The sequence below is a fragment of the Cephaloticoccus primus genome, from assembly GCF_001580015.1.
GTDB classification, from domain to species: Bacteria; Verrucomicrobiota; Verrucomicrobiia; order Opitutales; family Opitutaceae; genus Cephaloticoccus; species Cephaloticoccus primus.
This window is the reverse complement of the sequence record NZ_LSZQ01000013.1, coordinates 20,798-47,213: the sequence shown is the minus strand read 5'-3', so window position 1 is coordinate 47,213 and position 26,416 is coordinate 20,798. Positions and strand designations below refer to the sequence as shown.

Annotated in this window: 23 protein-coding genes and 1 tRNA gene; 10 read left to right on the top strand and 14 right to left on the bottom strand. The window is 65.9% G+C overall.

Translation table 11 applies throughout. From position 1 onward, the window contains the following. The first annotated feature begins 6 nt into the window (after positions 1 to 6). The 4 genes from AXK11_RS01870 (at position 7) to AXK11_RS01855 (ending at position 6,088) form a co-directional block, all read left to right on the top strand. Complete coding sequence (locus tag AXK11_RS01870; protein WP_269446589.1) at positions 7 to 1,506, top strand: efflux transporter outer membrane subunit; 1,500 nt, start codon at positions 7 to 9, stop codon at positions 1,504 to 1,506. A 354-nt stretch (positions 1,507 to 1,860) separates the two neighbouring features. Further along, on the top strand, positions 1,861 to 4,812 hold the full coding sequence (locus AXK11_RS01865; RefSeq protein ID WP_068628769.1) for a GDYXXLXY domain-containing protein: 2,952 nt from the start codon (positions 1,861 to 1,863) through the stop codon (positions 4,810 to 4,812). Positions 4,813 to 4,847: 35 nt separating this feature from the next. Next, positions 4,848 to 5,291 (top strand): SufE family protein, encoded by a 444-nt coding sequence (locus AXK11_RS01860; RefSeq protein ID WP_068628768.1) that lies wholly within the window; start codon positions 4,848 to 4,850, stop codon positions 5,289 to 5,291. A gap of 56 nt (positions 5,292 to 5,347) precedes the next feature. Beyond that, positions 5,348 to 6,088, top strand: coding sequence for a TatD family hydrolase (locus AXK11_RS01855; protein ID WP_068628766.1), 741 nt, complete (start codon positions 5,348 to 5,350; stop codon positions 6,086 to 6,088). Here AXK11_RS01855 and AXK11_RS01850 read toward each other — a convergent pair. The 6 genes from AXK11_RS01850 to AXK11_RS01825 all read right to left on the bottom strand — a co-directional run bounded on the left by AXK11_RS01850 (position 6,060) and on the right by AXK11_RS01825 (position 10,988). After that, complete coding sequence (locus AXK11_RS01850) at positions 6,060 to 6,989, bottom strand: tRNA threonylcarbamoyladenosine dehydratase (RefSeq protein ID WP_068628764.1); 930 nt, start codon at positions 6,987 to 6,989, stop codon at positions 6,060 to 6,062. The genes AXK11_RS01855 and AXK11_RS01850 overlap by 29 nt on opposite strands. Next, complete coding sequence (locus AXK11_RS01845) at positions 6,986 to 8,410, bottom strand: mechanosensitive ion channel family protein (RefSeq protein WP_082780757.1); 1,425 nt, start codon at positions 8,408 to 8,410, stop codon at positions 6,986 to 6,988. Before AXK11_RS01845 ends, AXK11_RS01850 begins: the two co-directional genes overlap by 4 nt. Before the next feature lie 67 nt (positions 8,411 to 8,477). Further along, positions 8,478 to 9,110: an AAA family ATPase gene (locus AXK11_RS01840; protein ID WP_197456755.1), complete on the bottom strand. Its 633-nt coding sequence runs from the start codon at positions 9,108 to 9,110 to the stop codon at positions 8,478 to 8,480. Beyond that, positions 9,100 to 9,750, bottom strand: coding sequence for a nicotinamide riboside transporter PnuC (gene pnuC, locus AXK11_RS01835; protein ID WP_068628758.1), 651 nt, complete (start codon positions 9,748 to 9,750; stop codon positions 9,100 to 9,102). Before pnuC ends, AXK11_RS01840 begins: the two co-directional genes overlap by 11 nt. Further along, positions 9,747 to 10,040: a hypothetical protein gene (locus AXK11_RS01830; RefSeq protein ID WP_156469137.1), complete on the bottom strand. Its 294-nt coding sequence runs from the start codon at positions 10,038 to 10,040 to the stop codon at positions 9,747 to 9,749. Before AXK11_RS01830 ends, pnuC begins: the two co-directional genes overlap by 4 nt. A gap of 21 nt (positions 10,041 to 10,061) precedes the next feature. After that, a complete protein-coding gene (locus tag AXK11_RS01825) occupies positions 10,062 to 10,988 on the bottom strand; it encodes a Cell division protein CpoB (protein WP_197456754.1) in 927 nt (308 codons plus the stop codon). 175 nt (positions 10,989 to 11,163) lie between these two features. Between AXK11_RS01825 and AXK11_RS01820 the strand changes: the two genes are divergently transcribed. From AXK11_RS01820 to AXK11_RS01810, 3 genes are all read left to right on the top strand, one after another. After that, positions 11,164 to 12,147, top strand: coding sequence for a KpsF/GutQ family sugar-phosphate isomerase (locus AXK11_RS01820; protein WP_068628753.1), 984 nt, complete (start codon positions 11,164 to 11,166; stop codon positions 12,145 to 12,147). After that, a complete protein-coding gene (locus AXK11_RS01815; RefSeq protein WP_068628751.1) occupies positions 12,144 to 13,424 on the top strand; it encodes a Gfo/Idh/MocA family protein in 1,281 nt (426 codons plus the stop codon). The genes AXK11_RS01820 and AXK11_RS01815 overlap by 4 nt, the downstream gene beginning before the upstream one ends. 194 nt (positions 13,425 to 13,618) lie before the next feature. Further along, positions 13,619 to 13,810: a hypothetical protein gene (locus tag AXK11_RS01810; RefSeq protein WP_197456753.1), complete on the top strand. Its 192-nt coding sequence runs from the start codon at positions 13,619 to 13,621 to the stop codon at positions 13,808 to 13,810. A gap of 322 nt (positions 13,811 to 14,132) precedes the next feature. On the opposite strand, the gene AXK11_RS01805 is transcribed toward AXK11_RS01810, so the two are convergent. The 4 genes from AXK11_RS01805 to AXK11_RS01790 form a co-directional block, all read right to left on the bottom strand. Further along, positions 14,133 to 15,509, bottom strand: a complete 1,377-nt coding sequence (locus AXK11_RS01805; RefSeq protein WP_068628746.1) for a class II fumarate hydratase — start codon at positions 15,507 to 15,509, stop codon at positions 14,133 to 14,135. An 88-nt stretch (positions 15,510 to 15,597) separates the two neighbouring features. Beyond that, entirely contained in the window at positions 15,598 to 16,491 is an 894-nt protein-coding gene (locus AXK11_RS01800; protein WP_197456752.1) for a hypothetical protein, read from the bottom strand. Further along, the gene (locus AXK11_RS01795; protein ID WP_068628801.1) at positions 16,488 to 17,123 is read right to left on the bottom strand and encodes a sigma-70 family RNA polymerase sigma factor; all 636 of its coding nucleotides are present in this window, start codon (positions 17,121 to 17,123) and stop codon (positions 16,488 to 16,490) included. The genes AXK11_RS01800 and AXK11_RS01795 overlap by 4 nt, the downstream gene beginning before the upstream one ends. A 147-nt stretch (positions 17,124 to 17,270) precedes the next feature. Beyond that, positions 17,271 to 18,308, bottom strand: a complete 1,038-nt coding sequence (locus tag AXK11_RS01790; protein ID WP_068628742.1) for a polyprenyl synthetase family protein — start codon at positions 18,306 to 18,308, stop codon at positions 17,271 to 17,273. 62 nt (positions 18,309 to 18,370) lie between these two features. Between AXK11_RS01790 and AXK11_RS01785 the strand changes: the two genes are divergently transcribed. After that, the gene (locus AXK11_RS01785; RefSeq protein WP_068628741.1) at positions 18,371 to 19,153 is read left to right on the top strand and encodes a CPBP family intramembrane glutamic endopeptidase; all 783 of its coding nucleotides are present in this window, start codon (positions 18,371 to 18,373) and stop codon (positions 19,151 to 19,153) included. Positions 19,154 to 19,614: 461 nt separating this feature from the next. Here AXK11_RS01785 and AXK11_RS01780 read toward each other — a convergent pair whose 3' ends face one another. From AXK11_RS01780 to AXK11_RS01770, 3 genes are all read right to left on the bottom strand, one after another. After that, positions 19,615 to 21,648 carry a phospho-sugar mutase gene (locus AXK11_RS01780; RefSeq protein WP_068628739.1) on the bottom strand — a complete coding sequence of 678 codons (2,034 nt, stop codon included), beginning with the start codon at positions 21,646 to 21,648 and terminating at the stop codon, positions 19,615 to 19,617. Positions 21,649 to 21,768: 120 nt separating this feature from the next. Further along, entirely contained in the window at positions 21,769 to 23,250 is a 1,482-nt protein-coding gene (locus AXK11_RS01775; RefSeq protein WP_068628737.1) for a UTP--glucose-1-phosphate uridylyltransferase, read from the bottom strand. Positions 23,251 to 23,415: 165 nt separating this feature from the next. Continuing rightward, complete coding sequence (locus AXK11_RS01770; RefSeq protein ID WP_068628799.1) at positions 23,416 to 23,697, bottom strand: FtsB family cell division protein; 282 nt, start codon at positions 23,695 to 23,697, stop codon at positions 23,416 to 23,418. 177 nt (positions 23,698 to 23,874) lie between these two features. On the opposite strand from AXK11_RS01770, the gene msrA reads away from it, so the two are divergent. Both msrA and AXK11_RS01760 read left to right on the top strand, forming a co-directional pair. Continuing rightward, positions 23,875 to 24,423, top strand: coding sequence for a peptide-methionine (S)-S-oxide reductase MsrA (msrA, locus tag AXK11_RS01765; protein WP_068628797.1), 549 nt, complete (start codon positions 23,875 to 23,877; stop codon positions 24,421 to 24,423). Positions 24,424 to 24,537: 114 nt separating this feature from the next. Beyond that, positions 24,538 to 24,608: transfer RNA gene (locus tag AXK11_RS01760), tRNA-Gln, on the top strand. Positions 24,609 to 24,926: 318 nt separating this feature from the next. On the opposite strand, the gene hflX is transcribed toward AXK11_RS01760, so the two are convergent. Beyond that, positions 24,927 to 26,279, bottom strand: a complete 1,353-nt coding sequence (hflX, locus tag AXK11_RS01755; RefSeq protein WP_068628735.1) for a GTPase HflX — start codon at positions 26,277 to 26,279, stop codon at positions 24,927 to 24,929. Between the last annotated feature and the right edge of the window lie 137 nt (positions 26,280 to 26,416).

Here is a 26,416-nt window from a genome sequence, read left to right as displayed (position 1 = left end):
TCACACATGACTTCCCGCTCCCCCGCTTCACACACGAGCATGCCTGCCAAGCCGTCTAACGCGCGGGTGGGTGCCGCGCTCCTCGTCGCTGCCCTTCTCGGCAGCGCAGGCTGCTCACTCGCGCCCAAGTACCAGCGGCCCGCCGCACCTGTCGCGGAAAGCTATCCCGAAGCGACGGGCCCGATCTCCCCCGCAGTCGAGCTCAGTTGGCAGCAATTCTTCGGCGGCGACGCGCGCCTGCGCGCCATCATCGCACTCGCGCTTGAGAACAACCGCGACCTGCATGCCGCCGCGCTCAACGTCGAGCGCGTCCGCGCCCTCTACCGCATCCAGCGCGCCGCGACATTCCCCGACATCGCCGCAACCGGTGATGGCACGCGCCGCCAGACGCCCGCCAGCCTCTCGCCCACAGGCGAGCGCTCGATCGACTCGACCTACCAGGTCGGGCTCTCGATCCCCGCCTACGAGCTCGATTTCTTCGGCCGCGTGGCAAGCCTGCGCGACACCGCGCTGCAACAATACCTCGCCACCGAGCAGGCCCACCGCAGCGCACATATCGCGCTCATCTCCGCCGTTGCCCGCCAATACCTCAACCTGCTCGCCACCGAAGAGCGGCTCGACCTCGCGCAGCAAATCCTCGCGGCTGCCGAGCGCAGCTACGCGCTAAACCACCAGTCCTTCGAGGCGGGCATCGCCTCCGAGATCGACCTGCGCACCGCCGAGGCCCAGCGCGAAGCTGTCCGCGCCAGCGTGGCCGAGATCGAGCAAGCCCGCGACCTCGCGTACAACGCCCTCGTCCTGCTCGTCGGCGCGCCGCTGCCTGCGACGCTTCCCGCCGCCGGCACACTCGCCAGCCAGGAAGCCCTCATCGAAGACCTCCCCGCAGGGCTACCCTCCGAGCTGCTCACACGCCGCCCCGACATCCTCGCCGCCGAGCACAACCTGCGCGCGGCCAACGCCAATATCGGTGCCGCCCGCGCCGCCTTCTTCCCCTCGGTGCGCCTGACCGCCTTTGGCGGCAGCGCCAGCCCCGAGCTCTCCGACCTGTTTGAAGGCGGCACCAAGGCGTGGACCTTCGCGCCCTCGATCGCGCTGCCGATCTTTGCAGGCGGGCGAAACCGCGCGCAGCTCGACGTCGCCAAGCTCGCCCAGCGCATCGAAATCACCAACTACGAGAAAGCGATCCAGACCGCCTTTCGCGAAGTCGCCGATGCCCTCGCCGTGGCGAAAACCATCGGCACGCAGGTCGACGCGCAGGCCGCGCGGGTCACCGCCGCCACCCGCCGCTACGAACTCTCGCAGGCCCGCTACCGCGCCGGAGTCGATAGCTACCTCGCCGTGCTCCTGGCCCAGCAAGAGCTGTTCACCGCGCAGCAACAACTCGTCGCCGCCCGACTCGCCCGCCTGAGCAACCTCACCGGCCTCTACGCCGCGCTCGGCGGCGGCTGGGACGATAGCAGCGAGACGCCCGCGCAAACTGCGGCACGGCTGAGTGCCGCGCGTTAACTCCGGGCTCAAGCGCACCCAGCACAAAGCACAAGGCGGAGCCGCATTCCGGAGCGGGCTCCGCCTCTGCTCCGCTTCTTCCTCCTGCTTCGCCCAAAAGTCTCCGCCCGCCAACACGGCCCCGCCTTCTCCCCACTTCCCCCAAAACGACAATGGTCGTCGCAATGGTCATCATCCTGATCCTGATCACCGCACTGATCGCCACCGACTCGGTGGACAGCCGCTAGCGGAGCACTGAGGCAAATGCGTTGCTGAAACACCGGGGGGCCGCAGTCTCGCCGGTCTGCGTTGTTTTTCGCTATCGCGTGGGGCGGGCCACAGCGCAATGTCGCCTGCCACACAACAGGCAAAAACATGGCTCCCGAAAACGGCTCCCCACCACACGACTCTTCTCCGCAGCGCGGCACCACCCTGCCCCAGCACGACTCCTCCGCCCCGCTGCCAAGCCCCAGCCCGACTCCGGAGGCAAACGGCGCGAGCGATACCGTCTCCGCCGGCGCAGTGGCCGCAGCCACTCCGGTTAATCCCCAGGACGGGACAGCCCGTGCGGCGGATGCCGCCGAGCGGCGGCGCTGGTTCCTCTTGGGAAACCGGCTGCTGGCTTTTCTCGGCGTAGGGCTCGCCGCCGCAGGCGTGGTTTTCTTCTTCGCCTACAACTGGGCCGAGCTGCACCACTTCGCCAAGTTCGGGATCGCATTTGCGGTGCTGTGCGCCAGCGCGGGCTACGCGCTGTTTTCCCCAAACGCGCACCCGGGCTCGCTGTCCGCCGCAGCGCCCCGGCCACCGTCGATCGGCTGGCGGGCCGCGCTCTTCGGCACCGCGCTGCTGCTCGGTGCCGTGCTGGCGCTCATCGGCCAGGTTTACCAAACGGGGGCCAATCTCTGGGAGCTGTTCGCAATCTGGGCGGTGCTGATCATGCCCTTCGCGCTGCTGGCACGCGGGCCAGAAACGTGGGTGCTGTGGCTCGCCGTCGCCAATACCGGACTCTTTCTGTGGCTGGATGACCCGTGGTTCTTTGGCTCGGGCAGGGAACACACGGCGACTCAGTTTCTGTGCGCCATCGTCCTCAACGGCGGCTTCCTCGTGCTCGCCGAGCGTTTCGCGCACTCGCCGCTGTTTACGCCCTGCCGCGAGCTGCCGCGCCTCGCCGCACTCCTCACCCTCGGCCTGCTCGGTTTCGCGGCATGCCTCGGTGTCTGGGAGGCACCCTACTACGGCCGCTTCATCGCGCCGTTTATCGCCGCCGCCGTGCTCAGCCTCGCGCTCTACCGGCACTACCGCTTCGACCTCGTGATGCTCGGGCTCTCGGGCTTCAGCCTGATTGGTTTTCTGACGACTGCGCTCTTCCGGCTCACATGGGATCTCAAACTGGGTCTCGACGGGGGGATGCTCTATTTCGGCCCCATCTTCAACGGCGCCTTCCTGATCGGGGCCTCGGCGTTCTTCGGCCACTGGCTCTTAACACTCCACCGCGCCCGGCAGCACCCCGCAAAACCCAAGCCCACGGCTGCTGCCGAAACGGCTGCGCCCGCACTCGCGCTGGCCCCCGCCGCCGCACTCGCGCCCACCTCCAGCACTCACAGCGAGGCCGCAGACCGAGCCGACGGAGAAGGTACGCCCGAGCGCACGCACGCCGGCGCCGGTGAAACTCCCGCAAGCCCGCCGCCCCTCACACCCGTGCCCGAAACGGCGGGCACGCCGATGTGGCTCAACATCGTGCAGGGCATCGCTGCCTGGCTCGCCGCAGCGATGATCACCGCCCCCTTTTCCGTAGTCAGCTTCATCAGTCCGGCCCTCATGACTGTGAGCGGGGCGGGCTTCATCGCGCTCGCGTTCCTGCTGTTTTTCAAAAAGCGCGATACCCTGTTCTTCACCCAAGCCGCGCTCGCCCTCTCGATCACCGGGCAGATCTTCTTCGCGATCAGCCAAGCGCAGGGGGATATCACCAGCGACACAGTGCTGAAGCTCTCGCTCGCGCTCGCCCTGTTCCTCACGATCCCGCGCACCACGCTGCTGCACCGCACGATCTGCCTGTTCTGGGCGTTCTTCGCGCTGCTCCAGGTCATCGAGCCCAGCTACGAAATACACCTCCTCATCGGTCTGCCCGTATCCGTGGCAGCGTGTGCGCTCTGGCTCACGCGCCCGCGCTGGACCACGCACAAGCACAGCGAGTATTTCCACGCCCTCGCCCACAGCAGCAGCCTCTACGTCCTGATCTTTCTTTGGACACGTAGTAACTACAGATCGTTCTACCTTTTCACCCGCAGCTTCATCAAAACGGGCGAGCCGAGCCAACTCTCGGCCCTGCACAGCACGGGGGCCGCCATACTCCTGATCGTCGTCGTCGCCTACCTGACGCGCAAATTCCTCAAGGGCGACGACTCGCGCGACCAGCGGCTCTCCATCGCCCTGCTCGTCGCCGCGGGCCTCCTCGCGCTGCTCGCTTACCACGACGCCAGCCTCGTCCTCTGCACGGCGTTGCTGCTCGTCACCTTTGCCACGCACCAAGCCTCCTGGTTTCGCGCAATGCTCGTCGCGCTGCCCATCGTAGTCGGGCAGATGTACTACAACCTGGAGCAAACACTGCTCGCGCGCTCGCTCACCCTCATGGGCTCCGGCGCGCTCCTCCTCGCGCTGCGCTGGGGCCTGAACTGGCTGCTCGCGCCGGACAGCCAGCCGCATGCCGCCAACACGCAAAAAGTGGAGCACAGCCCGAACCAGGCACCAGTGTTCGCACCGTTCGCGGCACTCCCCGCACACGCACGCCAGATCAAGCTCGCCGCGCTGAGCCCTGCCCTCGCACTCGCCGTCCTGCTCTGCCTCTCGGGCATCTGGGGGAACGAGCGCACCATCGCACAGGGTCAGCCCGTGTTCGTCCGGCTCGCCCCCGTCGATCCGCGCTCGCTCATGCAAGGCGACTTCATGGCACTGCGCTTCGCGCTTGATAACGAAGTGCTCAAAAAACTGCCCCCTCGAAACGCGCGCCTCAGAAAGGATCCTCGCCCCACGATGCTGCGCCCGCGCTACGCCTACCTCGCCCTCGACGACGAAGGCCGCGCTACCGCCCTGCACTCCATCGGCGCGCGGGCCGATGCGCTGCCCGACGGCACCCGCGTCGCCATAAAACTGCGCGGCACGACAGGCAGCCCCAGCATCGGTCCCAACGCCTTCTTCTTCCAGGAAGGCCACGCCGCGCACTACGAACAGGCACGCTGGGCCGAGCTGCGCGTCGCGCGCAGCGGCAAGGCCCTGCTGCTGAATCTGCGCGACGAAAACCTCGAAGTCCTGGGCGAAACCAGACGCTGATCCCTCCCAGCCCTTTTTCACCGCCGCCATCCACTGTGACCGAGCTACAACAGGCCTTGATCGCCGACCTGAACCTGATCGAAAACGCGCAAGAGCGGCTCGCGATCATCGTCGAGCGCGCGCGCCGCAGCAGCGCGGGCGAGGGCGGCGGCCAACTCGCTGCGCACGAGCGCCACGACAGCCAGCTCGTCGCAGGCTGCATCTCCCAAGTCTGGCTCAGCGCTGAGCTCGGCCCTGATGGGCGCTGCCGCTTCCGCTGCGCCGCCGACAGCCCGTTGGTTAACGGCCTCGTCTCCCTGCTCTGCGAATTTTTCAGCGGCTGCACGCCTGCCGAAATCCTCGCTTGCGAGACGGAAGGCTGCGACCCGCTCGCAGAGCTCGGCCTGCTGCATGGCCTCTCGCCCACGCGCCGCAACGGCCTCGCCGCCGTCCGCGCGCGGATTTTTCATTTCGCGCAGGCGCAAGAGCGCCACGCCTGAGCTTCTGCGGCCTCAGGCCGCTTTTTTTCATTTCGCACAAGAAAACGCCCCAGCCCGTGACTTTCTACGATGCGCATACGCACCGCCCCACGGCAGATTGCGCGCTCGCAGTCCTGAACAGCGCCGAGCCGGGCGACTGGGCCCGAGTCGCCGCGCAGGCCGCGAGCGACCCGCGGCTCATCCCGAGCTACGGGCTGCACCCGTGGTACTGCGCTGATGCGCCTGCCGGTTGGCTGGCGCAACTCAGGGCACACTTGCTCGAAAACCCGCGCGCCCAGGTCGGCGAAATCGGGCTCGACCGCCACATGCCGCGACACCTGCCGCCCACGCCGATTGAGCAGCAACTCGCCGCCTTCACCCCGCAGCTCGCGCTCGCCGCCGAGCTGGGCCGCGTCGCCACGATTCACTGCACGCGAGCGCACGGGCTGCTGCTCGATGTTTTGCGCGCGACGAAACCGCTGCCCCGCCTGCTGCTCCACGCCTACTCCGGCTCGGCCGAGCTGGTTAAGGACTTCGCAAGCCTGGGCGCCTGCTTCTCCTTTGGCGCGGGCCAACTCGCCCCACAACGCACACGCGCCCGGGCTGCCGCGCGCGCCGTCCCGCCCGAGCGGCTTCTTGTCGAGACCGACATGCCCAAGGAAACCGCTGCCGATGCTCCCAACGCGCCGCAGCAACTGGAAACGCCCCGGCCCGACCTTGCACAAGGCTACCGCACACTGGCCGAGCTGCGCGACGAGCCTTTCGCGCTCTTTGCCGAACGCATCGGCATCAACTTCCGCCAGCTTTTCCCACAATAGCGCGCACCGCATCCGCCGCCGCAGCCAGCCCGAACGAGCCCGTTACAAAGGCCGCCGCGCCAAGCCCGCTCTCGCAGTCGAGCCTGAGGCTGCCTCTCGCCTCACCCTCCCGCCCCTCCCGCTCCTCCTCGGGCTCGTGGCGGCAAGTGCCATCGGCCCAGGGGAAAATCCGCGGCTCGCTCGACCACACGCAGCGCACGCCGAAGTGCATCCGCCCTTTGGGCATGCCTGCGGAAAACCCATGCTCGCGCCGCAGTTTCCGGCGGAGCTGCCGCAGTAATTCATCGCCCCAAGCCTCGCCCAAGTCGCCGAGCCGGATCTGCGTCGGGTCGCTGCGCCCGCCCGCTCCGCCGACCGTCACCACAGGCAAGCCGCGCGCGGCGCAGGCAGCCACGAGCCGCGCCTTGTTGCCCACATCGTCAATCGCATCGACCACGCAGTCGAAGCGCGGGCGGCGGCCCTCTGCGCCTGCGCCGAGGTCGCCGCTCGTGCGCTCGACCCAGCCCTCGCTTGCTGCGTTCGCGCTCGCTGCCCCCGGGCGCCCACTGGTCGCCGCTCCCAAAATCCGCTCCGCGCTCTGCTCGGTAAAAAACTCGGTTAACGCCACAACGCGGCAACACGGGTTTATCAATTTGACGCGCTCCGCGAGCACCACCGCCTTTGGCCGGCCAATCGTGCCGTCGAGCGCGGGCAGCTGGCGGTTCACATTGGTCACGCACAGGTCGTCGAGATCGACGAGCGTCAGTGCACCGATGCCGCTGCGGGCCAGTCCCTCGACCGTCCACGAGCCCACACCGCCGAGGCCCACCACGCACACATGTGCCGCGTGCAAGCGGGCGAGCCCCGCGCGCCCATAGAGCCGCACGAGCCCGCCAAAGCGTTGCAGGTAAGCCTCCGTCATTTCGCGTCGCGCGGCTCCAGCTCGGCCTCGCTGTCCGCGCGCAAGGTCGCCCCGGCGCGTGGGCCGCCGAGCACTTCGCTCCGCTGCGCTGCCGCATGCAGCGCCGCCGCGCGCGGCGAGGCGATCCGCTCCGCACTCCCGCCGCTGCTGCTGCCACCACCGACCAATTGGCGCACGGCGGATTGCAGGTCGCCGCCGGAGGGCTGCTGGAAGACGCTGAGCTGGAACTGGTCGATCACCGCGAGCAGGTGGTCAAAGATGTCGGCCTGGATGTCTTCGTAGACGGCCCAGCGCGTGTCGTTGGTGAAGACGTAGAGCTCCAGCGGGATGCCGTGCTCGCCCGGGGAGAGCTGGCGCACGAGCATCGTCATGCCCTGGTTGATCCGCGGGTGCTGGCGCAGGTAGGCGACACAGTAGGCGCGGAAGGTGCCGAAGTTTGTGATCCGCCGCCCGTTGCCGAGGATCGTCAGGTCGGTGCCGCGCTGGCTGTTGTCGCGGTCGATCTCGGCCTGCTTTTCGTCGAGGTAGCCTTTCAGCAGGTCGATCCGCCGCCACTGCTCGATCATTGCCTCGTCGGCAAAGCGTACCGAGTGCATGTCGATGTACAGCGCGCGTTTGATCCGCCGGCCGCCCGACTCGAACATCCCGCGCCAGTTTTTAAACGAGCCGGAGATCAGATCGTAGGAGGGGATCGTGGTGATCGTCTTGTCCCAATTTTGCACTTTTACGGTGGTGAGCGATACGTCGATCACGTCGCCATCGGCACCCGCCTTGGGCATCTCGATCCAGTCGCCCATGCGCACCATCTCGTTTACCGAGATCATGATCCCCGCCACGAAGCCCAATATCGCGTCCTTGAAAACGAGGAGCAGCACAGCGGTCAGCGCGCCCATGCCACCGAGGATGTAGACCGGTGATTTGTTTAAAATCGTGGCGAGCACGAGGATCAGCGCGACCACGGCAGCGACCAGCTTGAAGGCCTGGACGAAGCCCTTGATCGGCGTGCGGTCGGCGCGGCCCGAGCGCCGCGCCAGCAGGTGCAGCCCATCGAGAAACGCGAAGAACACGATGACCCAGATCACCGTCAGGTAGATGTTCACCACCGCGTTTACGACTGCGAGCACCTCGGGCGTGGCGCCGAGAACTTGGGAGCCGAAGGCATTGATCACCATCGCGGGGGCGAGGTGCGAGAGCCGCGAGAAGAAGTGCGCCTCCAGCAGCGCGTCGTCCCACTTCACGGGAGTGCGGCGCACGGTCGCAGCGACGCCGCGCAGGATCAACTGCTTGGCGATAAAGTTGGCCACAAAGGCCAGCACCAGCAGCACGCCGAGGTTTACCGCCAGCGAGGCCAGCTCCACTCGCTCCGCCGACAGGCCGAGCCCACTGATCCATGCGTGAAGGCCATTGAGCCAAGTTTCCATAAGCCGCGCAGGCTGGGGGAAAACCGCGTACATAGGCAAGACGGGCGCGACGCGCGTAACGCCGTTTTTACAAAAGTGCGTCGATCGCCGCGACCGCCCGCCGCTGCCGCTCCGGCCACTCCCCGCAAATATCCACAAAGGGCAGCCCGCGCGAAACGAGGGTCTCGCGCCAAAGCGCCTGCCACTGCGCGCGACGCGCGGGATCGGAGACGCCGCGCATCCGGTCCGGTACGAAGGGGATATCGATGCCGCACAGCAGGTACAACGCGTAGCGGCGGCTGCGCTGCTCCGCCTCGGCGCGCAGCCACTCGGGGCAGTGCCCGGGGAAGAGCAGGTCGTCGTAGAGCTGGTTGGTCAGCAGCTCGGTGTCGCAGATGATCAGCGGCGCTCGCAGCGGCGGGCTTGGGGCGACGGGGGGCGGGCTCTCCGAGGCCAGCGCGCGCTGCGCCCTCCCGCCCCTCCCGCCCCACCGGGCCAGTGCCGCAGCGGCGGCAGCGTCCTCGGCGGCCATTTGCCCGCGCGCGATTTCGCCCAGATCGCTCGCGCCGATCTGGCCGTCGTGCGCATCCCAAAACGCGCGCACAAACTCCGGCGCGACAGGCGCGCCGTAGTGCCGCCCGAGAAACTCGGCCAGGGTGCTCTTGCCCGTCGACTCGATCCCGAAGACGGCCACCCGCTTCAGCGTTTGATCAGGGGGCAATCGCATACCTCCTCTTTCGATACGACTTCATCCACTCGACATGCCCGCTCACCGCCAGCAGGAGGAAGAAAAAGTACAGCACGCCAAACCAGTACAGGCCCGCGGCAAAATAGGTCGCACTCGCCACGCCGTTTACGACGACCCAGCCCGCCCAGTTTTCGATTTTTTTGCGCACCTGAAGAAACGACAGCAGGACGCTGAAGGAGGTGATAAACGCATCGCGGTAGGGCGCCGCCGCATCCGTCGCCCGCGCCATGTAGCCGCCCCACAGCAGGGTCGCCGCTACGCCTACGACGAGGTAGCCCACGCGCCACGCGAGGCTCAGCCGCGTAACGGGCAGTACGGGCTCCTCCGCATCTGGCTCAACGGGCTGAGCCGGGCGGCCGGACCTCGCGCCCCGTCCCTCCCGCCCCTTGCCCAGCCAGTGCGCCCAGCCGTAGCACAGCATCACAAAGTAGAGTGCCTGTAGCTTCACCTCCCCGTAGAACCGCGCGTTGTAAAAGATGATGCCCGAGAGCACCACCTGCACCAGCCCGATGGGGAAGTTCCAGACGCTCTGGCGAATCATCAGCCCTATCGCGACCACACCGAGCACCGTCGCCACGGGCTCGATCCACGCCGCCGAGAAAAACTCGCTCATCGGTAGTAGGTCGCCTCCGGCTCGATTTCCTGCGCGGCCTCAAACGCCTCCTGCACATCGCCCAACCCGAAGAGCAGCAGGGTGACCCCGACCACCGTCAATACGACCGGTGCCCAACGCGCCAGAAGCACGCACCGATCCAGTTGATCCGCGCTCAGCCGGCTGTTCTTGAAGCCGTTCTCCAGCCGCTCAAGCAGCCGCACCTGCATCAGTTGCAAGGCGAGCGACAGCCCGACCAGCAAGATGCCGACGAGCAGCAGGGGATTATGTAAACTTTGTAAAAGCATCACAGGACGAGGGCGGAATGTGTGTCACTGGGGGATCCGAAGTTCCATCCCGACGGCTAGGGAATTCTCGTTAGGGAGTACGTCGCGGTTCGCATTGTAGATCTCCCGCCAGCGCGTGCGGTCGTTGTAGTATCGCTGCGCGAGCCCGAAGAGCGTGTCGCCGCGCGCCACCACGTGCCGGCGAGTCGCCACGGGGGCGCCCTCCGCAGCCGCCACGCGGCGCGCAGCATTGGCGTTCGCTGTCGCGGCTGCCCCCGGGCGTGTCGGTGCACGCACGACCGGCGCGGCGGATGCCTGCGCTGATTGCACGGGCGCTAGGCTCAGCGGCGAGGGCTCGCGCGTATTTACCGCGACGACCTGCGGCTGGCGCGCAGTACCACGCACTTGCTGCTGCGAGGGCGGCGGAGGCGACTCGCGCAGACGGTCGCGCTCTGCATCGCGCGAGGGCACCAGCAGCACGCCATTGGTCGGCACGCGCACCTGGGTCAGCGCAGGCGGCTGCGTCGCCGCGTGACGCGCCGCGCTCAGCAGCTCCGCCTTCAGCTGGTCATTCTCGCGCTGCAAACGGCTGATCTGCTCCACCATGTCGAGCCGCTCGCTCTGGTTTTCCAGCGGGTTGGCGGGCAGCGTGCGGGCGAACTCACGCTTCGCGCCCTCCACCAGCCCGCGCACTTGCGGGGCCTGCGGCGAGTTCGGGTTTCGCTCCAGGTATTTTCTAAAATGATAAATCGCCGCGATAGGGTCTTTGATCTGCTGCAAGTAGATGATCCCCACTTCGAGGTGCGACTCCGGCGCAGCCTCCCCGCGCGCGGCGATCACGCGCAAGTAGGCGGCCAGTGCCTCCTGGCTGCGGCCCTGCTTCACCAGCCGCTGGCCGAGACGGTAGTTGGGGTCATCAATCTCTGCCCCCTGCGGCCCCTTGTCGCGCGGATCGCAGGCCGAAAAAATCACGCAGGACAACAGCGCAAGCCACCCCCACCTCCGCAGAGCGAAGCAGCGCGCCAGGTAAGTTCTGCAAGGTACCATGATAGCGGTGTCGGCGTGGGCGGCGTGTTGAAAGGGATTGAACGAAACGACTCTCGGCCTAGAGAGTCCGCAAACTCCCCGAATAGGAGACAAACCCTAAATGGCACTGACCCCGAAAACCATCCTCAGCCGCGCGCGAAACTGCCTCCAGATCGAGACCGAAGCGCTGCAAGAGACGGCCAAAAAACTGGGGGCCGAGTTTGTGAAAACCGCCCGCGCCGTCGAAGCCACGCTCCAGGCGGGCGGCAAACTCATCTTCAGCGGCGTGGGCAAGTCCGCGCACATCGCCCAAAAACTCGTCGCCACCTTCAACAGCACCGGCGCGACCTCCGCGTTTCTGGACGCCACCCAGGCCCTGCACGGCGACCTCGGCCTGTGCCGCCCGGGCGACCTCGCGCTGCTGCTCAGCAACAGCGGCCAGACGGAAGTCCTGCGCCTCGTGCCCCTGCTGCGCCGCGCGGGCGTGAGCCTGGTCGCCTTTACCTCGCGCGCCGACTCCGACCTCGCGCGCCACGCCGACCACCTGCTCCTCTACCACGTACCGCGCGAGGCCTGCCCGCTCGCGCTCGCGCCCACCGCCAGCACCACCGCCGCACTCGCGCTCGGCGACGCCCTCGCCATGGTGCTCCTGCAAGCCCGCGGCTTCACGCGCGACGACTTCGCGCGCAACCACCCCGGCGGCAACATCGGCGCCCTGCTCGTCCGCGTGCGCGACCTCATGCGCACCGGCGCGCGCGCACCGCAGCTCCCCGACACCGCCACGCTCCAGGACGCCATCCTCGCCATGACCAAGGCCAAGAGCGGCTGCATCGCCCTCGTGCACCCGCGCAGTGGCCGCCTCAGCGGTATTCTGACCGATGGCGACTTCCGCCGCAGCGCGCTCAGCGGCACCGATTTTTTGACCAAACCCGTGAACCAATTCATGACCCCTACCCCTAAAACCATCCGCGACGACGCGATGGGCATCGACGCCCTGAACCTTTTTGAAAAACACCAGATTGATGATTTGATAGTCCTCGACGCCAAAGGAAAACCAGTCGGCATCGTCGACGGTCAGGACCTCCCCAGGCTCAAGCTGCTATGAGCGCCTCGCCACCACGCCCCACGCGAATCGGCATCATCGGTATGGGCGGCTTCGCCGCTGCCCACCACCACACCGTCGCACAGCTTGAGGCCGAGGGCCACGCCAAGCTCATCTGCACCTGCGACCCGCAGGCCGAGGCCTTTAGCCCGCAGCAGCACGCCTGGCACTTCGCCGAGCGCGGCGTGCGCGTCTTCACCCACTACGAGCAGATGATCGACGCCTGCCGCGAGTCGCTCGACATGGTCGTCGTCTCCACGCCCATCAACCTGCACGCGCAGATGCACCGCGCCGCCGCTCAAGCGGGCCTGCCTGTCTATCTGGAAAAACCCGCCACGCTCGACCACGCCGAGCTGGAGGAGATGATCGCCCACGACGCGCAGGTGCCGCGCGCCGCACTCGTCGCCTTTAACTTCATCATCGAGCCCGCGCGCCGCGCGCTCAAGCAGCGGCTCCTCGACGGCGAGTTTGGCGCCCTCATCGAAGCCAGCCTCTTGGCCCGCTGGCCACGCCCCGCCGACTACTTTTACCGCACCGACTGGGCGGGCCGCCTCATGCTCGACGGCCGCCTCGTCCTCGACTCCTGCTTCGGCAACGCCAACGCGCACCTCGTCCACAACATGCTCTTCTGGCTCGGCCAGGACACACTCTCCACCTGGGCGGAGATCGCCAGCGTGCGCGCCGAGCTCTACCGCGCCCATGCAATCGAGAGCGCCGACACCTTCTTCGTCCAGACCGTGACCAGTAACGGGCAGACCCTGCGCTGCGCCCTCACCCACGCCTGCGCGGGCGAGACCCGCCACTGCGAGACGCTGCGCTGCGAGAAGGCGGAGATCCGCTACACCGTCGGCAGCCATGCCGAGATTCGCTGGCTCGACGGACGGGGCGACGAACGGATCGAGGTCAACGGCTTCGACGCCGTCCGCGAAAACCACCTCGCCTACTACCGCTACCTGCGCGGCGAAGAGCCGCGCCCCGCTACCAGCCTCGCCGACTCGCGCCCCTTTGTTCACCTGAACGACCTCGCCTACATCTCGAGCGGACAGATCACCGCGATCCCCGCCACGCTTATCTCGCCCCACCGCGACCCAAGGGAGCAGAAGGACTACCTCGATGTCGAAGGCATGGACGCCGCGATGGAAGACTTCCTCCGCAGCGCGACCTGGCCCGGCAGCCAGTGGGGCCGCAACGCCCCCGGCACCCTTGTAACGCCCGCCGCCCTCCCCCGCCTCCACGACACCATCCGCACCCTGCACGCCGCACTGACACCGGCGGGTTGAGAGGGCGCACGCGTGGGAGAGTGAGAAAAGCGGCCGAGGGCGAAACGGATGCTTTTTTGGGGGCCACATAACGGCCCCCTTGCGTTTAACCCGTACGACACTCGAGTCTGCCGCTCCAACTCCCACCGCACATGTTCCGACTATGCGTTAATAAAAGAGGGCAGGTCACACTCCCGAAAATGCTTCGGGACTGGATGAAGGTGAAAGAAGGCGGGGACCTGGCAGTCTACTTCGTGGACGGGCAGTTCGTCTTGCAGCAGCTCGATAGCGGGGCTGGATCATTGGATGTTTCCAATCGAGGGCAGGCGGCGCACGGGCTAAGCGCAGAAGAGGCCATCGGCCAATATCTGGGAGCACTCGATGAGCAAACGAAGAAAAGCGCGTAGGCTAATCTTCCTTGATGCCAATAAATCCGGACAGCCGGTGAGCACCTTTGATCGCGATTTCAGGAAATTCAGAGATGTAACTGCTCTCTCTCCAGTCGCCGCCTTGAATTGGCTGGAGACCTAGAGAGAGACTTTCCTGACTTGAACAACTAGAGCCAAGTGACGGGAAAACGCGGCTCTCCCACACCACAAACGAAAGGCCAAGGCGACTGAATACCCGGCCAATAGGTACCAAAAGGCTAGCGCTACTGCTCGGCGCCTCTGCGTCCCTGCAAGCCGGAGACCAACGCCCCCGATTCGCAGGGCATGCGCGATGCACAGGCTAGTCGCCCGAGGGCCTGGTCATGGCGAGGGGTTCGAGGGCGCGTTCGAGAGTTTCGGCGTCCATCAGCTGGCGGGCGAGGACGACTTCGCGCAGCGACTTACCTTCGGCGAGTGCTTCTTTGGCCACGCTCGCAGCGGCATCGTAGCCGATGTAGGGATTGAGCGCGGTCACGAGCATGAGCGAGCGCTCCATCAGCTCGCGGCAGCGCGCTTCGTCGGCCTCCAGCCCTTCGACGCATTTTTCGCTGAACACGCGTGCGCCATTCGCCAGGCAGCGCACGGATTCGTGCAGACAGTGCGCGATCAGGGGGATCGTGACGTTGAGCTCGAAATGGCCATCGCGCCCACAGGCGGCGACCGTCTGCGAGAGGCCCTGCACGTAGAGGCCGACTTGCACGAGCATCTCGCTCATCACGGGGTTCACCTTGCCGGGCATGATTGAGGAGCCGGGCTGGGTGGCGGGGAGACGCAGCTCGGCCAGCCCCGCGCGCGGGCCCGAGCTGAGCAGGCGGATGTCGTTGGCCACCTTTGTCAGGCTGGCGGCCACGGTGGCGAGCAGTCCGGCGACCTCGACCGCATCGTCGCGCGCGGCCTGCGCCTCGAAGTGGTTGTCCGCCTCGCGAAAGGCGATCCCCGTTTTTTCCGCCAGGATTGCGCAAACCTTCGGGGCAAACTGCGGGTGCGAGTTGATCCCGGTGCCGACGGCCGTCCCGCCAATCGCCAGCTCGCGCAGCACCTCAATCGCGCGCTCCACACGCGATTCGGATTTTTTCACCTGCGCAGCGTAGCCGGAAAACTCCTGGCCGAGCGTCAGCGGGGTCGCATCCATCAGGTGCGTGCGCCCGATCTTCACGATCTGCGCGAAGGCCGCGCTCTTTTTCTCCAGAGCCCCGCGCAACTGCGCGAGCGCGGGCAGCAGATCGTTTTTCAGCGCGAGCGCGACGCTCAGGTGCAGGACGGTGGGGATGATGTCGTTGGACGACTGCCCCATGTTGACGTCGTCATTGGGGTGCAGGGCGCCGGGCTTGCCCGCGAGCTGCGAGCCGCGGCGCGCGATCACTTCGTTAACGTTCATGTTGCTCGAAGTGCCCGAGCCGGTCTGGAAAACGTCTACGGGGAAATGCGCTGTGAGCTTGCCCTCAATGATCTCCTGCGCGGCGCGGCGGATGAGCTCGCTCTTCTCCGCGCTGAGCCGCCCGAGCGATTCGTTTACCAGCGCGGCGGCCTCCTTGATCAGCCCGAGTCCGCGGACAAAGCCTTCTGGCATGGGCCGCCCGCTGATCGGAAAATTCAGGACGGCTCGCTGGGTCGAGGCCCCCCACAGAGCGTCATCTGGCACGGACATTTCCCCCATCGAATCTTTTTCGGTGCGCATAGCGAGCAGGCCATGAAAGCGCAGGCCCCGTGTCAACACACGGGGCCCACACACTCGCAAAGCAGAAGGGCGGCCGCGCCCAGCACGCTTAAAATTTAATAGCCATGCGCTCGCTCAGGCCGCCGCTGCGGCGCATCGAGTCATAGAGCCGCTCTTCGGAGATCGACCGATTAAGCCGCAGTGCCGAGCGGGTGACTGCGCCGGCAGCGACTGCCGTCTCCTCCGACGCGACGGCGGGCAAGGCACTGGCAAGCAGGCGGCTGGAGCGGCGCTGCGCGACCACTGCCCCGCTCTGCGCGAGCGGCTCGACCCGCTCGCCATCGGCAGCATAGGAGGCAGCCGACTGCGCGGACACGATTTGCAGGCCGGAGACATGATGCAGGCCAAGCGGCAGAAGCTCTGGCTCGCTGTTCTGCACCACTTCCAGATTGGTAGCCACCATCCGCGAAGCGATGGAGTCAGCGGCGCGAGCTTCCGCTCGCGTCTCGGCGGCTCCACCGAGCAGGGCACCCGCGCCGAGGCTGCTGCTGCTCTGCATATCGGAGTCCTCCTTGCTCGCCAAAACCTGTACCGGAGCCTGCTCCCGCTCCCGCAACGGCACAGCCGCCGCAGGGCCAGCAGCCGCTATCTCGCCTCTCGGCTCCACTGCGGCCAAGGTCGCCCCGCCACCCGCCTGCTCGGCGGGCTGGGTGCGCACAGGCTCAATCGCCCCGGGTGGCGGCGCCTCGTACTGGCGCACGGTCAGCAAGGTAAGCGCCACAACCGCGGTTGCGCCGATGGGCACCTGGTAGCGCGCCAGCCTGCTGCCGACGCGGATAAAGGGCGCCCACCACGGGCGCGGCTCGATGATCGCAGCCAGCTGCTTCTCACGCAGGTCGCGATCAAACTGCGCCCAGAATTCGGGCGCGGGCCGCTCCGCACGCTTCACGCGGAGGAGCTGCTCCAGAGTCACCTTCGGCTGATCGTTATCGGGGGTCATCATGTGCGCAGGAAAACTTGCAACTCGGATTGTAACTGCTGCTTGGCGTAGTGTAGCCGCGAGCGGACCGTGCCCACCGAGCAGTTCATGATTTCGGCAATCTGCTGATGGCTAAGGCCATCTATCTCGAATAAAGTCACCACGGTTCTGTGCTTGATAGAGAGTTTTTGCATCGCCTCGTTCAATCTTTCCTGAAGTTCCCTCACGAGGGTGCCGCGCTCAGCGCCCGAATTATCGGTGAGCGCCTCTATCACTTCGGCGGACTGGCGGTCGTTTTCGTCGACTTTTTCCAGGCTGAAAAAGCTGCGCAGCCGGTTCTTGCGCAGGTGGGTGAGCGTCGTATTGACCGCGATCCGGTACAGCCAGGTGAAAAAAGAGGACTGCCCCTGGAAGCGGTTGATCGACCGGAAGGCCTTGATGAAGGCGTCTTGGGTCAGATCGGCGGCATCCTCGCGGTTGGAGGTCATGTTGTAGACCATCCCGTAAACGCGGCCACGGTAGCGCGTAATAAGCTCGTCAAAGGCGGCGACCTCGCCCGCCTGCACGCGCTGCACCACGAGCCAGTCCGCATCGGCCTCCTGTTGCCGCTCGTGGGTCGCTGCTAGCGTTCGGCTAAAGGTCCTGACCGCTTCCATCGTGGGGCCGACGAAATGCCAAGCGCACAGGTAGCGCAAATGGTTTTTTGAGCACGGGCGCGCCGCGATGCCACGCCGGCAGAGCCGATTATATGACAAACTGCTGCGGAAAAACACCTGCCCGCCGCAGCTCCGCGCCAAGGCTGCCTAGCTGTGGCGCAGTCCGGCGACTTGGGCGCGCAGCACACCGCAGAGCCCGCCGAGCAGCGGTGTCGCGGCGGCTTGCGGCCAAGGTGCGAGTGCCCGCTCGGCCGCCTCTATCTCCGCCTGCACCTCGGCAGCGACTTTCTCAAAAACCCTCAACTCCTGCATTTGCTCCAAGCGCCGCGCCATCTGCACAGGCCGCTGGCCGTTGATCTCAGCCAAAAGCGCGGCCCGCTCATCCGCCGCGAGGCTTTCAATCAACACGAGCAGCGGCAGCGTGAGTTTCCCGCTCGCGAAGTCCGTCCCCAGCGTTTTGCCGATCCGCGACTCGTCGCCAAAAAAATCCACGAGGTCGTCGTAGATCTGGTAAGCGATGCCGAGGTGCCGCCCAAACTCTGCCGACGCCTGCACATGGGCAGCGGGCGCGCCCGAAAGCCGCGCCCCCAGAAAACAGGAAACGCGGAACAGTTCGGCCGTTTTCAGGTCGATGATCCGCCAGTAATCCTCGCGGCTGATCCGCGCCGAGCGGCGACGCATCGTCTGCACGATCTCGCCCGCGCACACGCGGCGCGTCGATTCGGACACGTGCGCGCAAACCTCCGTCGTCGGAAACTGCGCAGCGAGGGACAGCGCTTGCGCGAAAAGCGCGTCGCCCAGCAGCACCGCCGTGACTGGCCCGAACTTGCGCGCCGCCGTTTCGCGACTGCGGCGCAGCTCCGCCTCGTCCATAATGTCGTCGTGCACCAGCGTGGCCAGGTGCACGAGCTCGACCACCGCCGCAGCACGCACCAGCTCTGCCGGCACCTCGCCCTCCCCCTGCCAACCGCTTAGGAAAACCAGCGCAGGCCGGATTCGCTTGCCCGACGTATCGATACAGTAATCGGCCATCTCGCGAATCTCGGGCTCAAAAGCCGCCACCTGCTCCCGCAAAAACGCATCCAGCGCCGCCATGTGAGGCTTGAGGCGCGCAAAGACCGCCGCAAAAGAGGACGCGGTTGGCACGGGATCGGCAAGCGGCTCAACAGGAAGGGCGCGGTTCATAAAAAAATTCGGACTGTAGGTGAGACCGCCCACTTGGCTAATCAATACTCGCTGCCAAAATCATGAGTAACAACCCGCTACTGCTTCTCACCCTGACTGGCTTCGCCCTCTACCTCGCAAAGCTGTGGTGGGCCGATGTGATGAGGGAGACGAAAGGGCACGGCGCAGCGGGCAACGCCGCCGCCGAGACTGCCGAAGCCGCTGGCACTGCTGAGCAAGCGGCGTGCAAGAGCCGCGCCGCGCAAGCAACGCGTGACGCAGCACTAGCGGGCAGCACGCGGCCAACGAGACGCGTGCAAACTGACAGGGGACAAGGTCCCCCGCCGCCCGACACACTACCGGCGCCGCTGCCCGGCGCGAGCCTCGCTCCCCCGCGCGCGCTCGCGGTCGCGGCCCTCGGCAGCCTCGCGCTCCTCGCCGCCGAAACGCTCGGCGAATACCAGCTCGGCATCGTCGGCGAGCAGAGCACGATCACCGCACTCTTCGCACTCTACACACTGGCCGCCGCCTTTATCGAAGAACTCATCTTTCGCGGCTACCTCGTCGTCAACGGGCGCGGCACAGCCGCCCGCACAGCAGGCATCGTAGCAGCCTCCGCGCTCTTCGCGCTGCTGCATCCGTTTTTATGGCAGTGGCAGGACGCGGGTTTCCGGCTCACACTCACGCTCAAGGGCGCCTTCAGCACCGCCGTCGTGTTCACCGCCTCGCTGTGGTTTTATTACCTGAGGTTTTCGCGCCTCAACCCGCGCCACTCGCTGCTGCCCTGCATCGTCGCCCACGCGACAAAAAACCTCGGCGTCATCGCCATCAAAGCCACCCAAGGTTTCGCCACCGATTGGTATTAAGCAGTGCCCCACCGCACATAGCGCGTAGAACTCCTCCCCACTACGCGTGAGGCGGCCCTAGGCGGGCGGCGGCAGGCGGTGCCTGCACCCGTTTACTATGCGGTTTGTGTGTCGGGCCTTTGGCCCGACACACAAACCGCATAGTAAGAGCTTCCCGACCTGAGGTCGGGTCGGAAATGTAACCCGTCAACTTTTTCGCCGCGCCCAAATGGGTAGCCGCTCCATCCGCATTTGATGTCTTCTTCCCAGTCGCAACGCGACTGGGGGGATGGTCCGTTAAATTTGCGATTTTGCTTGGGCGCGCAGCGCACGGGCAAAATCGCAAATTCAATGGGAGTGGCGACACGCCACCGCCCCACGCGCAGTGAGTAGAAGGGTCACAGACCCTTTTTTACTTAGACGGCGCACTCGTTGAGGCGCCGTCCTCTGCCAGCGAAAATGGAGGTGTCACCGGTGTCTCTTCACTCGGTGCGGGAGCGGGCGTCGGCTTCGATTTTTTCGCTCAATTCGGCGAGGGTCGCGCGGGTCTCGGCCTTCACGCGCGGAAGCTCGGCGGCACTGGCGACTGGCTCGCTGGCGAAGAGGTAGAACTTCATCTTCGGCTCGGTACCGCTGCCGCGCGCGGCGAAGCGATAGCCGTTGGAGAGCGTGACGAAGTACAGGTCCTGCTTGGGGATCCGCTCGCCATCGGCATCGTAAAAATCCTGGCGGCCGAAGTCCTCGAATTCGGTGACGCGCCACTCGCCGAAGTTCTTGGGCGGGCTCGCGCGATAGCTTGCGAGGATGCGGTCGATCTTCGCCTTACCGCTGGCGCCTTCATAGTAGAGGTTGATCGTGCCTTCGAGGTAGAAGCCGTGCCGGAGGTAGAGCTCGTCGAGTGCCTCGCCCGCCGTGAGCCCGCGCGCCTTGAGGGCGGCGCAGAGCTCGGCAAACATCAGGCAAGCGGTGTTCCCGTCTTTGTCGCGCACCAGGTCGTTGGGCATGTAGCCGTAGCTTTCTTCGGAGCCGAGGACGAGGAAGGCCGAGTGCGTTTGCAGGGCGCGCACCCGCTCGGGCCAGCCCAGCGAATCGAGGCGGGGCGCGGCTTCACCCGAGTTCGGCGAGCCCGCCGAGCTGGTGGCCTCGGCGAGCGCGCGCGCGGCCTGTTCTTCGTAGCGGCGCAGTTTTGCCGAGATCCACTTAAAGCCCGTCAGCGTGTTGACGACCTTCACGCCATGCGCCGCACCGATCGCGTCCTGGAGGCCCGTCGTCACAAAGGTTTTCAGCAGGCAAGCACGCTCGCTGCCTGCGGCGGGGATCAGCCCCTGAGCCTTGTATTGGGAGAGCCGGTAGTCAGCCAAAAGCGCGCCAATCTGGTTTCCCGTCAAAAGCTCCATCTGCCCGCTGCGGTTGCGCACGGCGACGCCCATCCGGTCGCAGTCCGGATCGGTCGCCATCACAACGTCGGCGCCGCGCGCCTCGGCCAGTGCCACGCCCAGGCTCAGCGCTTCGGCGTTTTCGGGGTTGGGAGATTTCACGCTCGGGAAGCGCGCGTCGAAGGCGAGTTGCTCGGGCACGGTGAGCACCTCGCAGCCCGCGTCTTCGAGCAAGGGCACCGACGCGATTGCACCCGTCCCGTGGATATTGGTGAACACGACGCGCAGCTTTGTGCGGCGCAGCACTTCGGGGTCGATGAGGGCCGAGCGCGCAGCGCGGCGGTAGCCGGCATCGGCCTCCGCGCCGAGGGTCACGACCTCGGAAAGGTCTTTGACCAAATACACGGCGAGCTCTGCGAGCGGCACCGCGCCCACCTCGGCCACAACCGCGCTGTCATGCGGCGGCACGATCTGCGCGCCGTCGTCGAAGTAGGCTTTAAATCCGTTATCGTGCGGCGGGTTGTGGCTGGCGGTGATGACGATCCCCGCGTGCGCCCGCTGCGCGCGCAGCGTGTAGCTGAGCTGGGGCGTCGAGCGCGGCCCGTCAAAAATCAGCGCTTCGCCGCCAAGCTTTACCCAAGTCGAGGCCGCCAGTTCGCAAAAATGCCGCGAGAAGTGCCGCACATCATGCGCCACCACCAGGCGCGGACGCGGCGGCGCATGTGAAGCTCCCGCAGCAGTGGCGTGCAGCGTGGACGCGGGGGCCGCAGCCGGCGCCGAGGCGCCCTCCGCGAGGTAGCGCTGCGTGTAGCGGTACAGGCCGATCACCGCGCGCAGGAGCGTGAAGTCGTTGAGCAGGTTACTGCCAATCGCCGCGTGATCCGCGCCCGTCTCGCCGCGCTCGGCGGCGGTCGAGACTTTGCCAATAGTGCGCCCGCGCATACCGCCCGTGCCGAAGGAGATGAAGGCATAAAAGCGGTCGTTAAGCTCAGCCCATTGGCCTGCATCCACGAGCTCGCCGATGCTTTCCTGCGCCCAGGCAGGCAGCCCCGCCGCGAGGAATTTTTTCAGGTTTTCCAGCGCAGTCGGGAGGAGCTTTTGCTCCGCCGCTGCGGTTTCGAGTTTTTCAAGAAGCGTCATTTTTTTAAAAATCGGGAAAAGGAGAAGCGGAGCCGAGGGCAGAGCGGGAAGGTAATGAAAAAAACGGGAAACCGTTTAGCGCGGCCAAGCGGGATGCCACTCAAAGATCGGGCCAAGCGACTACTCCAGGTAGAGCCCATCGGCAATCGGTGGTGGCGGCGAGAGTTTGGCCCAGCTTTCGGCAAACGATGCGGCGTCTTCGGCAAAAAGCGGCGACACCTCGAGGCCGATCTGCGGCAGCCCGCTCGCGTCGAGAGCGAGGGGCGCGAGTTGCCCGGCGGGCAGCCCCGCCGCCGCAAACCAGCGCGCGTATTGGCGGAGTTGATCGGCGCGACAGCTCTGCGGTGAGTCTGCACCGGTCGCATTTTTAACCGGCGAAAACTCGTCTGCGCGGGAGGTCTCGATCACGACCGGATTTCGCGCAAAGGGCAGCGCGTCGAAGACGAATAGCTCAAACTTCACGCCATTGGGCGCAGGCGGGCTCAGCGGCTGCCCGGTCTCGTCGAGCGTGGGGATTTTCTTGTCCGCGCGATGAAAGCCCAGCGACTCCGCGCCGCCCGCACTCATCCGCCGGACAAACTCGCGGTTGAGGAGGTGGATCGCGATGCTGCCCGCGTTGAAGCGCAGCTCCCCGGTCGCTGCGGCGCGCTCCTCCTGCATGGCTTGCGGCAAGTCCGAGTACTCGACGACAACGAGCCGTCCGCGCTGCATGCAAAAGTGCCCGAGCTTCTCCGCCGCGTGCGCCTTGGGCAGCATCTTGCTGCTCATCTCCGAGCCGCGCAGCAAGTGCCAGCCGATGAAGGCCGGATCGATGCAGCGCACCATCGGGTTATCGACCTGGAAGTAGCTCAGCGTGTCGATGCCCTCGCGCGCCATCAGGTCGAGCGCGCCACTGCGGGACAGCGCGCGCAGCGAGCCGCCGTGCCCGTCCGGGCTCATCGCGATGCGGTCGGGCGCTTCCAGCAAAATGCGCCCCTCAAAATCCACGGCAGGCATCCGCCCTTGGCGAAACAGGTGGACGCGCTCCGGCGCCAAACCGAAGTACGCGTGTTCGGCGAAAAACTGCGCGGTCGCTTCATGGTTTTGGGTACTGGTCATGATAAACCAGTGCAGCGGGCGACCATAGCGGCGCTGCGCAGCCAACAGCTTTTCGGCAAACACCTGAAAAAGCGATTTCGCGCGCAGCGGCGTCACGGGGAAAGTGCCCTTCGGCCCATCGAAGCCGAGCCGCGTCCCCTGCCCACCCGCCACGGTAAAGGCCGCCACGCGGCCCGCGCGCAGGGCCGCCTCGCCGGCGCTGCGCGCCGCTGCCCACTCTGCCGCGTCGCCGCCGTGCTCCGGCAGCGGCTCGTAAGGCGCAGGCTCCAGATCGCTCAAATCAACGCCCGCACCACCCGCCGCGCCGCCTCCCACACGGCCCTCACCCGCCGCGCTGCACTCCCCCAGCAAGGTCGCCTTCAGCCGCGCCAGCTCGCCCAAGTCGATCTCGGCCGCTTGCGCGAGCAGGCGGTCGCGGCCCGCCTCGTCCAGCTTGTCGAAAAACCTGAAAACTTGCCCCTGCCCGGCGGCGCGGAAGGCATCGATTAACGCGTGAGTTGGCATGAATTTTTAAAAAAAACGCTAAAGAGTCGTCGCCCTACCGGAGGGCGCCTGGGCGCGGAGCCGCGCGGAGCGGCGGCGGGGAGCAAGGCCGCAATTGCGAGGGACGCGCGCGAGCGCATGCGCGGGCCGCCGCACGCAGCGGACGGACGGGGATGGCGGGAGGGCTCACTCGCGAATCCGCACAATGTATTCATCGGGCTTCGCATAGCCAAGCCGCTGCCGGATCACCCGCTCCACGTAGGCAGGGTCGTTTTGCAGCCGCTCCAGGGTACGCTCCTGCTCGCTCAAGTTTCGCTGCGCCTCGACCAGCTTGGCCTGAGTCTGCTGCTCATTCGCGCGCAAGGCCGCGTACTCCTGCTGCGCCTGCCAGAAAAAGACGCCTGCCGCCACGACGCCCGCCCCAAAAAGCGTCAAGTAAAGCGTGATCACGAAACGGCGGACATTCATGGGGCAGCGTACGTAAGCCGGCTCGGCGCGTGCTTCGAGCATTTATTTGGCAACACTATTCGTGTTCGTTTTTTGCGCACCGCGCATTTCCCCCACAGTATCTGCACACGCTCGCAATCAGAAATCCCCACGCCCATGAAATCCGCCCTCTCTCGCCTCTGCCTTTTACTGATCGCCATGACTGCCACGCCCACTGCCCTGCTCGCCAAAACGCAAACGCTCGTCCTCGGCGGCGGCTGTTTCTGGTGCACCGAAGCCGCCTACAAACTGCTGCCCGGCGTGCACTCCGTCACCAGCGGCTACGCGGGCGGCTCCACGCCACGCCCCAGCTACGAAGCCGTCTGCACCGGCGAGACCGGCCACGCCGAGGTGATCCGCATCCGCTACAATCCCGAAAAAATCAGCCTCGCGCAGCTACTCGATTTTTTCTGGGAAGCACACGACCCCACCACGCCCAATCGCCAAGGCGCCGACGTCGGCACGCAATACCGCTCGATCATCCTGTATCAGGACGCCGAGCAAAAAGCCGCCGCCGAAACTGCAATCGCCCGCGCACAGGAAAACTTCGCCCGCCCGATCGTGACCGAGCTCGTGCCCCTCGAAAAATTCTGGCCCGCCGAGGATTACCATCAGGACTATTTTGCGAAAAACCCGCACGCCGGTTACTGCCGCGTCGTCATCGCCCCAAAGGTCAGCAAACTGAAAAAGGCGCGGGCGGGCCAATAACGCGACGCGGGCGGCAAATCACCGATGCGCCTCAACAGGAGACGTAAACGAAACGGCCTTGACGCTCCTTATGCGGGGCGCAAGCTCCCGCCCCTCTTTGCCAGACGACCGTAATGCCTGGTGGTGTAATGGCAGCACAGGCGACTTTGACTCGCCTAGTCATGGTTCGAATCCATGCCGGGCAGCGGGGCCAAAGGCCCGTTTATTTTGCGAGCCGCTCGTTGGCGGCTCGTCAGAGCGATGCGCAGGACGGCCTTAGCCGCCGAGCCGCACTGTTGGGAATGCCCGACCTTTGGTCGGGCCGGAGATTTACCCCTTACTAAAAAAATTCGCCCACGCGGAGTTTCCACTCATTCGTGCTAAAGGCATCTTTCCTGTCGCAAAGCGACAGGGAGACAAATCGGGAAATCGAGCTTTGTCGCGTAGCGACGAGGCCGATTCCCCGATTACATGGAGGTGGCGACCCACCACCGCCCCACGCGCAGTGGCGGTCGTTGACCGGTTTAGTTTGGCGTGGAGCGCGTGAACTGCGCATCGGTAATTTTAAGGCTGCGGGGCCACTCGCCTTTCAGGGCGAAGGGTTTGAAGAAGCCGGTCTGCGCGAGCGGGATTTGTGCGCGCACGTAAATGCCTGTTTCTTCGTCGTGCACCTGGGCCTGCACGTGGCCGATGGCGTGCAGGCGCGCGATTACATCGTAGCGTTCGTGCGGCACGAGCAGCTCGGCCGTGCCTTGCGTGTTGGCGATGAGCTCCAGGCAATGCGCTTCGAGCGTGTCGAGGCCTTCGCCCGTGTGCGCGCTGATGAAGAGCGCGTCGGGCACGAGCTGGCGCGCGCGCTGCCGGTCGGCCTCCGTCGCCAGATCGATTTTGTTAAAAACCGTGAGGATCGGTTTCCCGGCGGCGCCAAGTTCTTCGAGCACGCCGAGCGTAGTCGCGTAGTGCTCCTCGAAGTTAGGATTCGCGAGGTCGAGCGTGTGGATCAAAAAATCCGCGACGATGGTTTCCTCCAAGGTCGCCTTGAAGGCCTCGACCAAGCGATGCGGCAGCCGCCGGATGAAGCCCACCGTATCCGTCACCAGCAGTTTCTGGTTTCCGCGCAGCAGGAGCTGGCGTGTGGTCGGATCCAGGGTCGCGAAGAGCTTGTCCGCAGCGAGCACCTCGGCGCCCGTCAGCGCGTTGATGAGTGAGGATTTTCCGGCGTTGGTGTAGCCCACGATCGAGGCCGTCGGCACCGGCACGCGCAGCCGCTTGCTGCGCTGCACTGCGCGCTGCTTTTGCACAAGGGCCAGCTCGGCACGCAGGCGCGTGATCCGGTCGCGCACCAGCCGCCGGTCTTGCTCCAGCTGCGTCTCGCCCTCGCCGCCCAGCTTCCCCTTACCGCGCTGCCGCGAAAGGTGAGTCCACGCGCGGGCCAACCTCGGCAGCGAGTACTCCATCCGCGCCAGCGCGATTTGCAGCACCGCTTCGCGCGTCTGCGCCCGATCCGCAAAAATATCCAGGATCACCTCCTCGCGATCAATGACCGCGATGCCCGAGAGTTTTTCCCAATTGCGCTGCTGAGCGGGGCTCAGCGACTCGTCGATCACGATCAAATCGCAGTCCAGATGCTTCGCCAAAGTGATGATCTGCTCGGTGCGCCCGCTGCCCAGCAGGGTGGCCGGTGTCGGCTGCCCGCGCAGCGTGACCTGCTCGCGATGCACGACCGAGATCTGCAAGTTCTCGACCAGCTCCCGCAACTCATCGAGCAGTTCCTCAGCCTCGCCCGTGCGCATGGCTGGCGTCTGCACTCCGACCAGCAGCGCGCGCTCGCAGCGCCTGGAGTCCGACTTGGGCGTATTGTCTAAAAAATCAGCCATACAAAAAAAGGAGGGGGAAAAAGGAGCTCCGAGATGAGGGACGGAAACGAAAGGCGAACGCGAGCCGGAAGCACAACCGGCCTTGCGCCGCAGCGAGCGCCCCGGGAATCGCCGCTGTGTTCCCTTTTTCACCACGC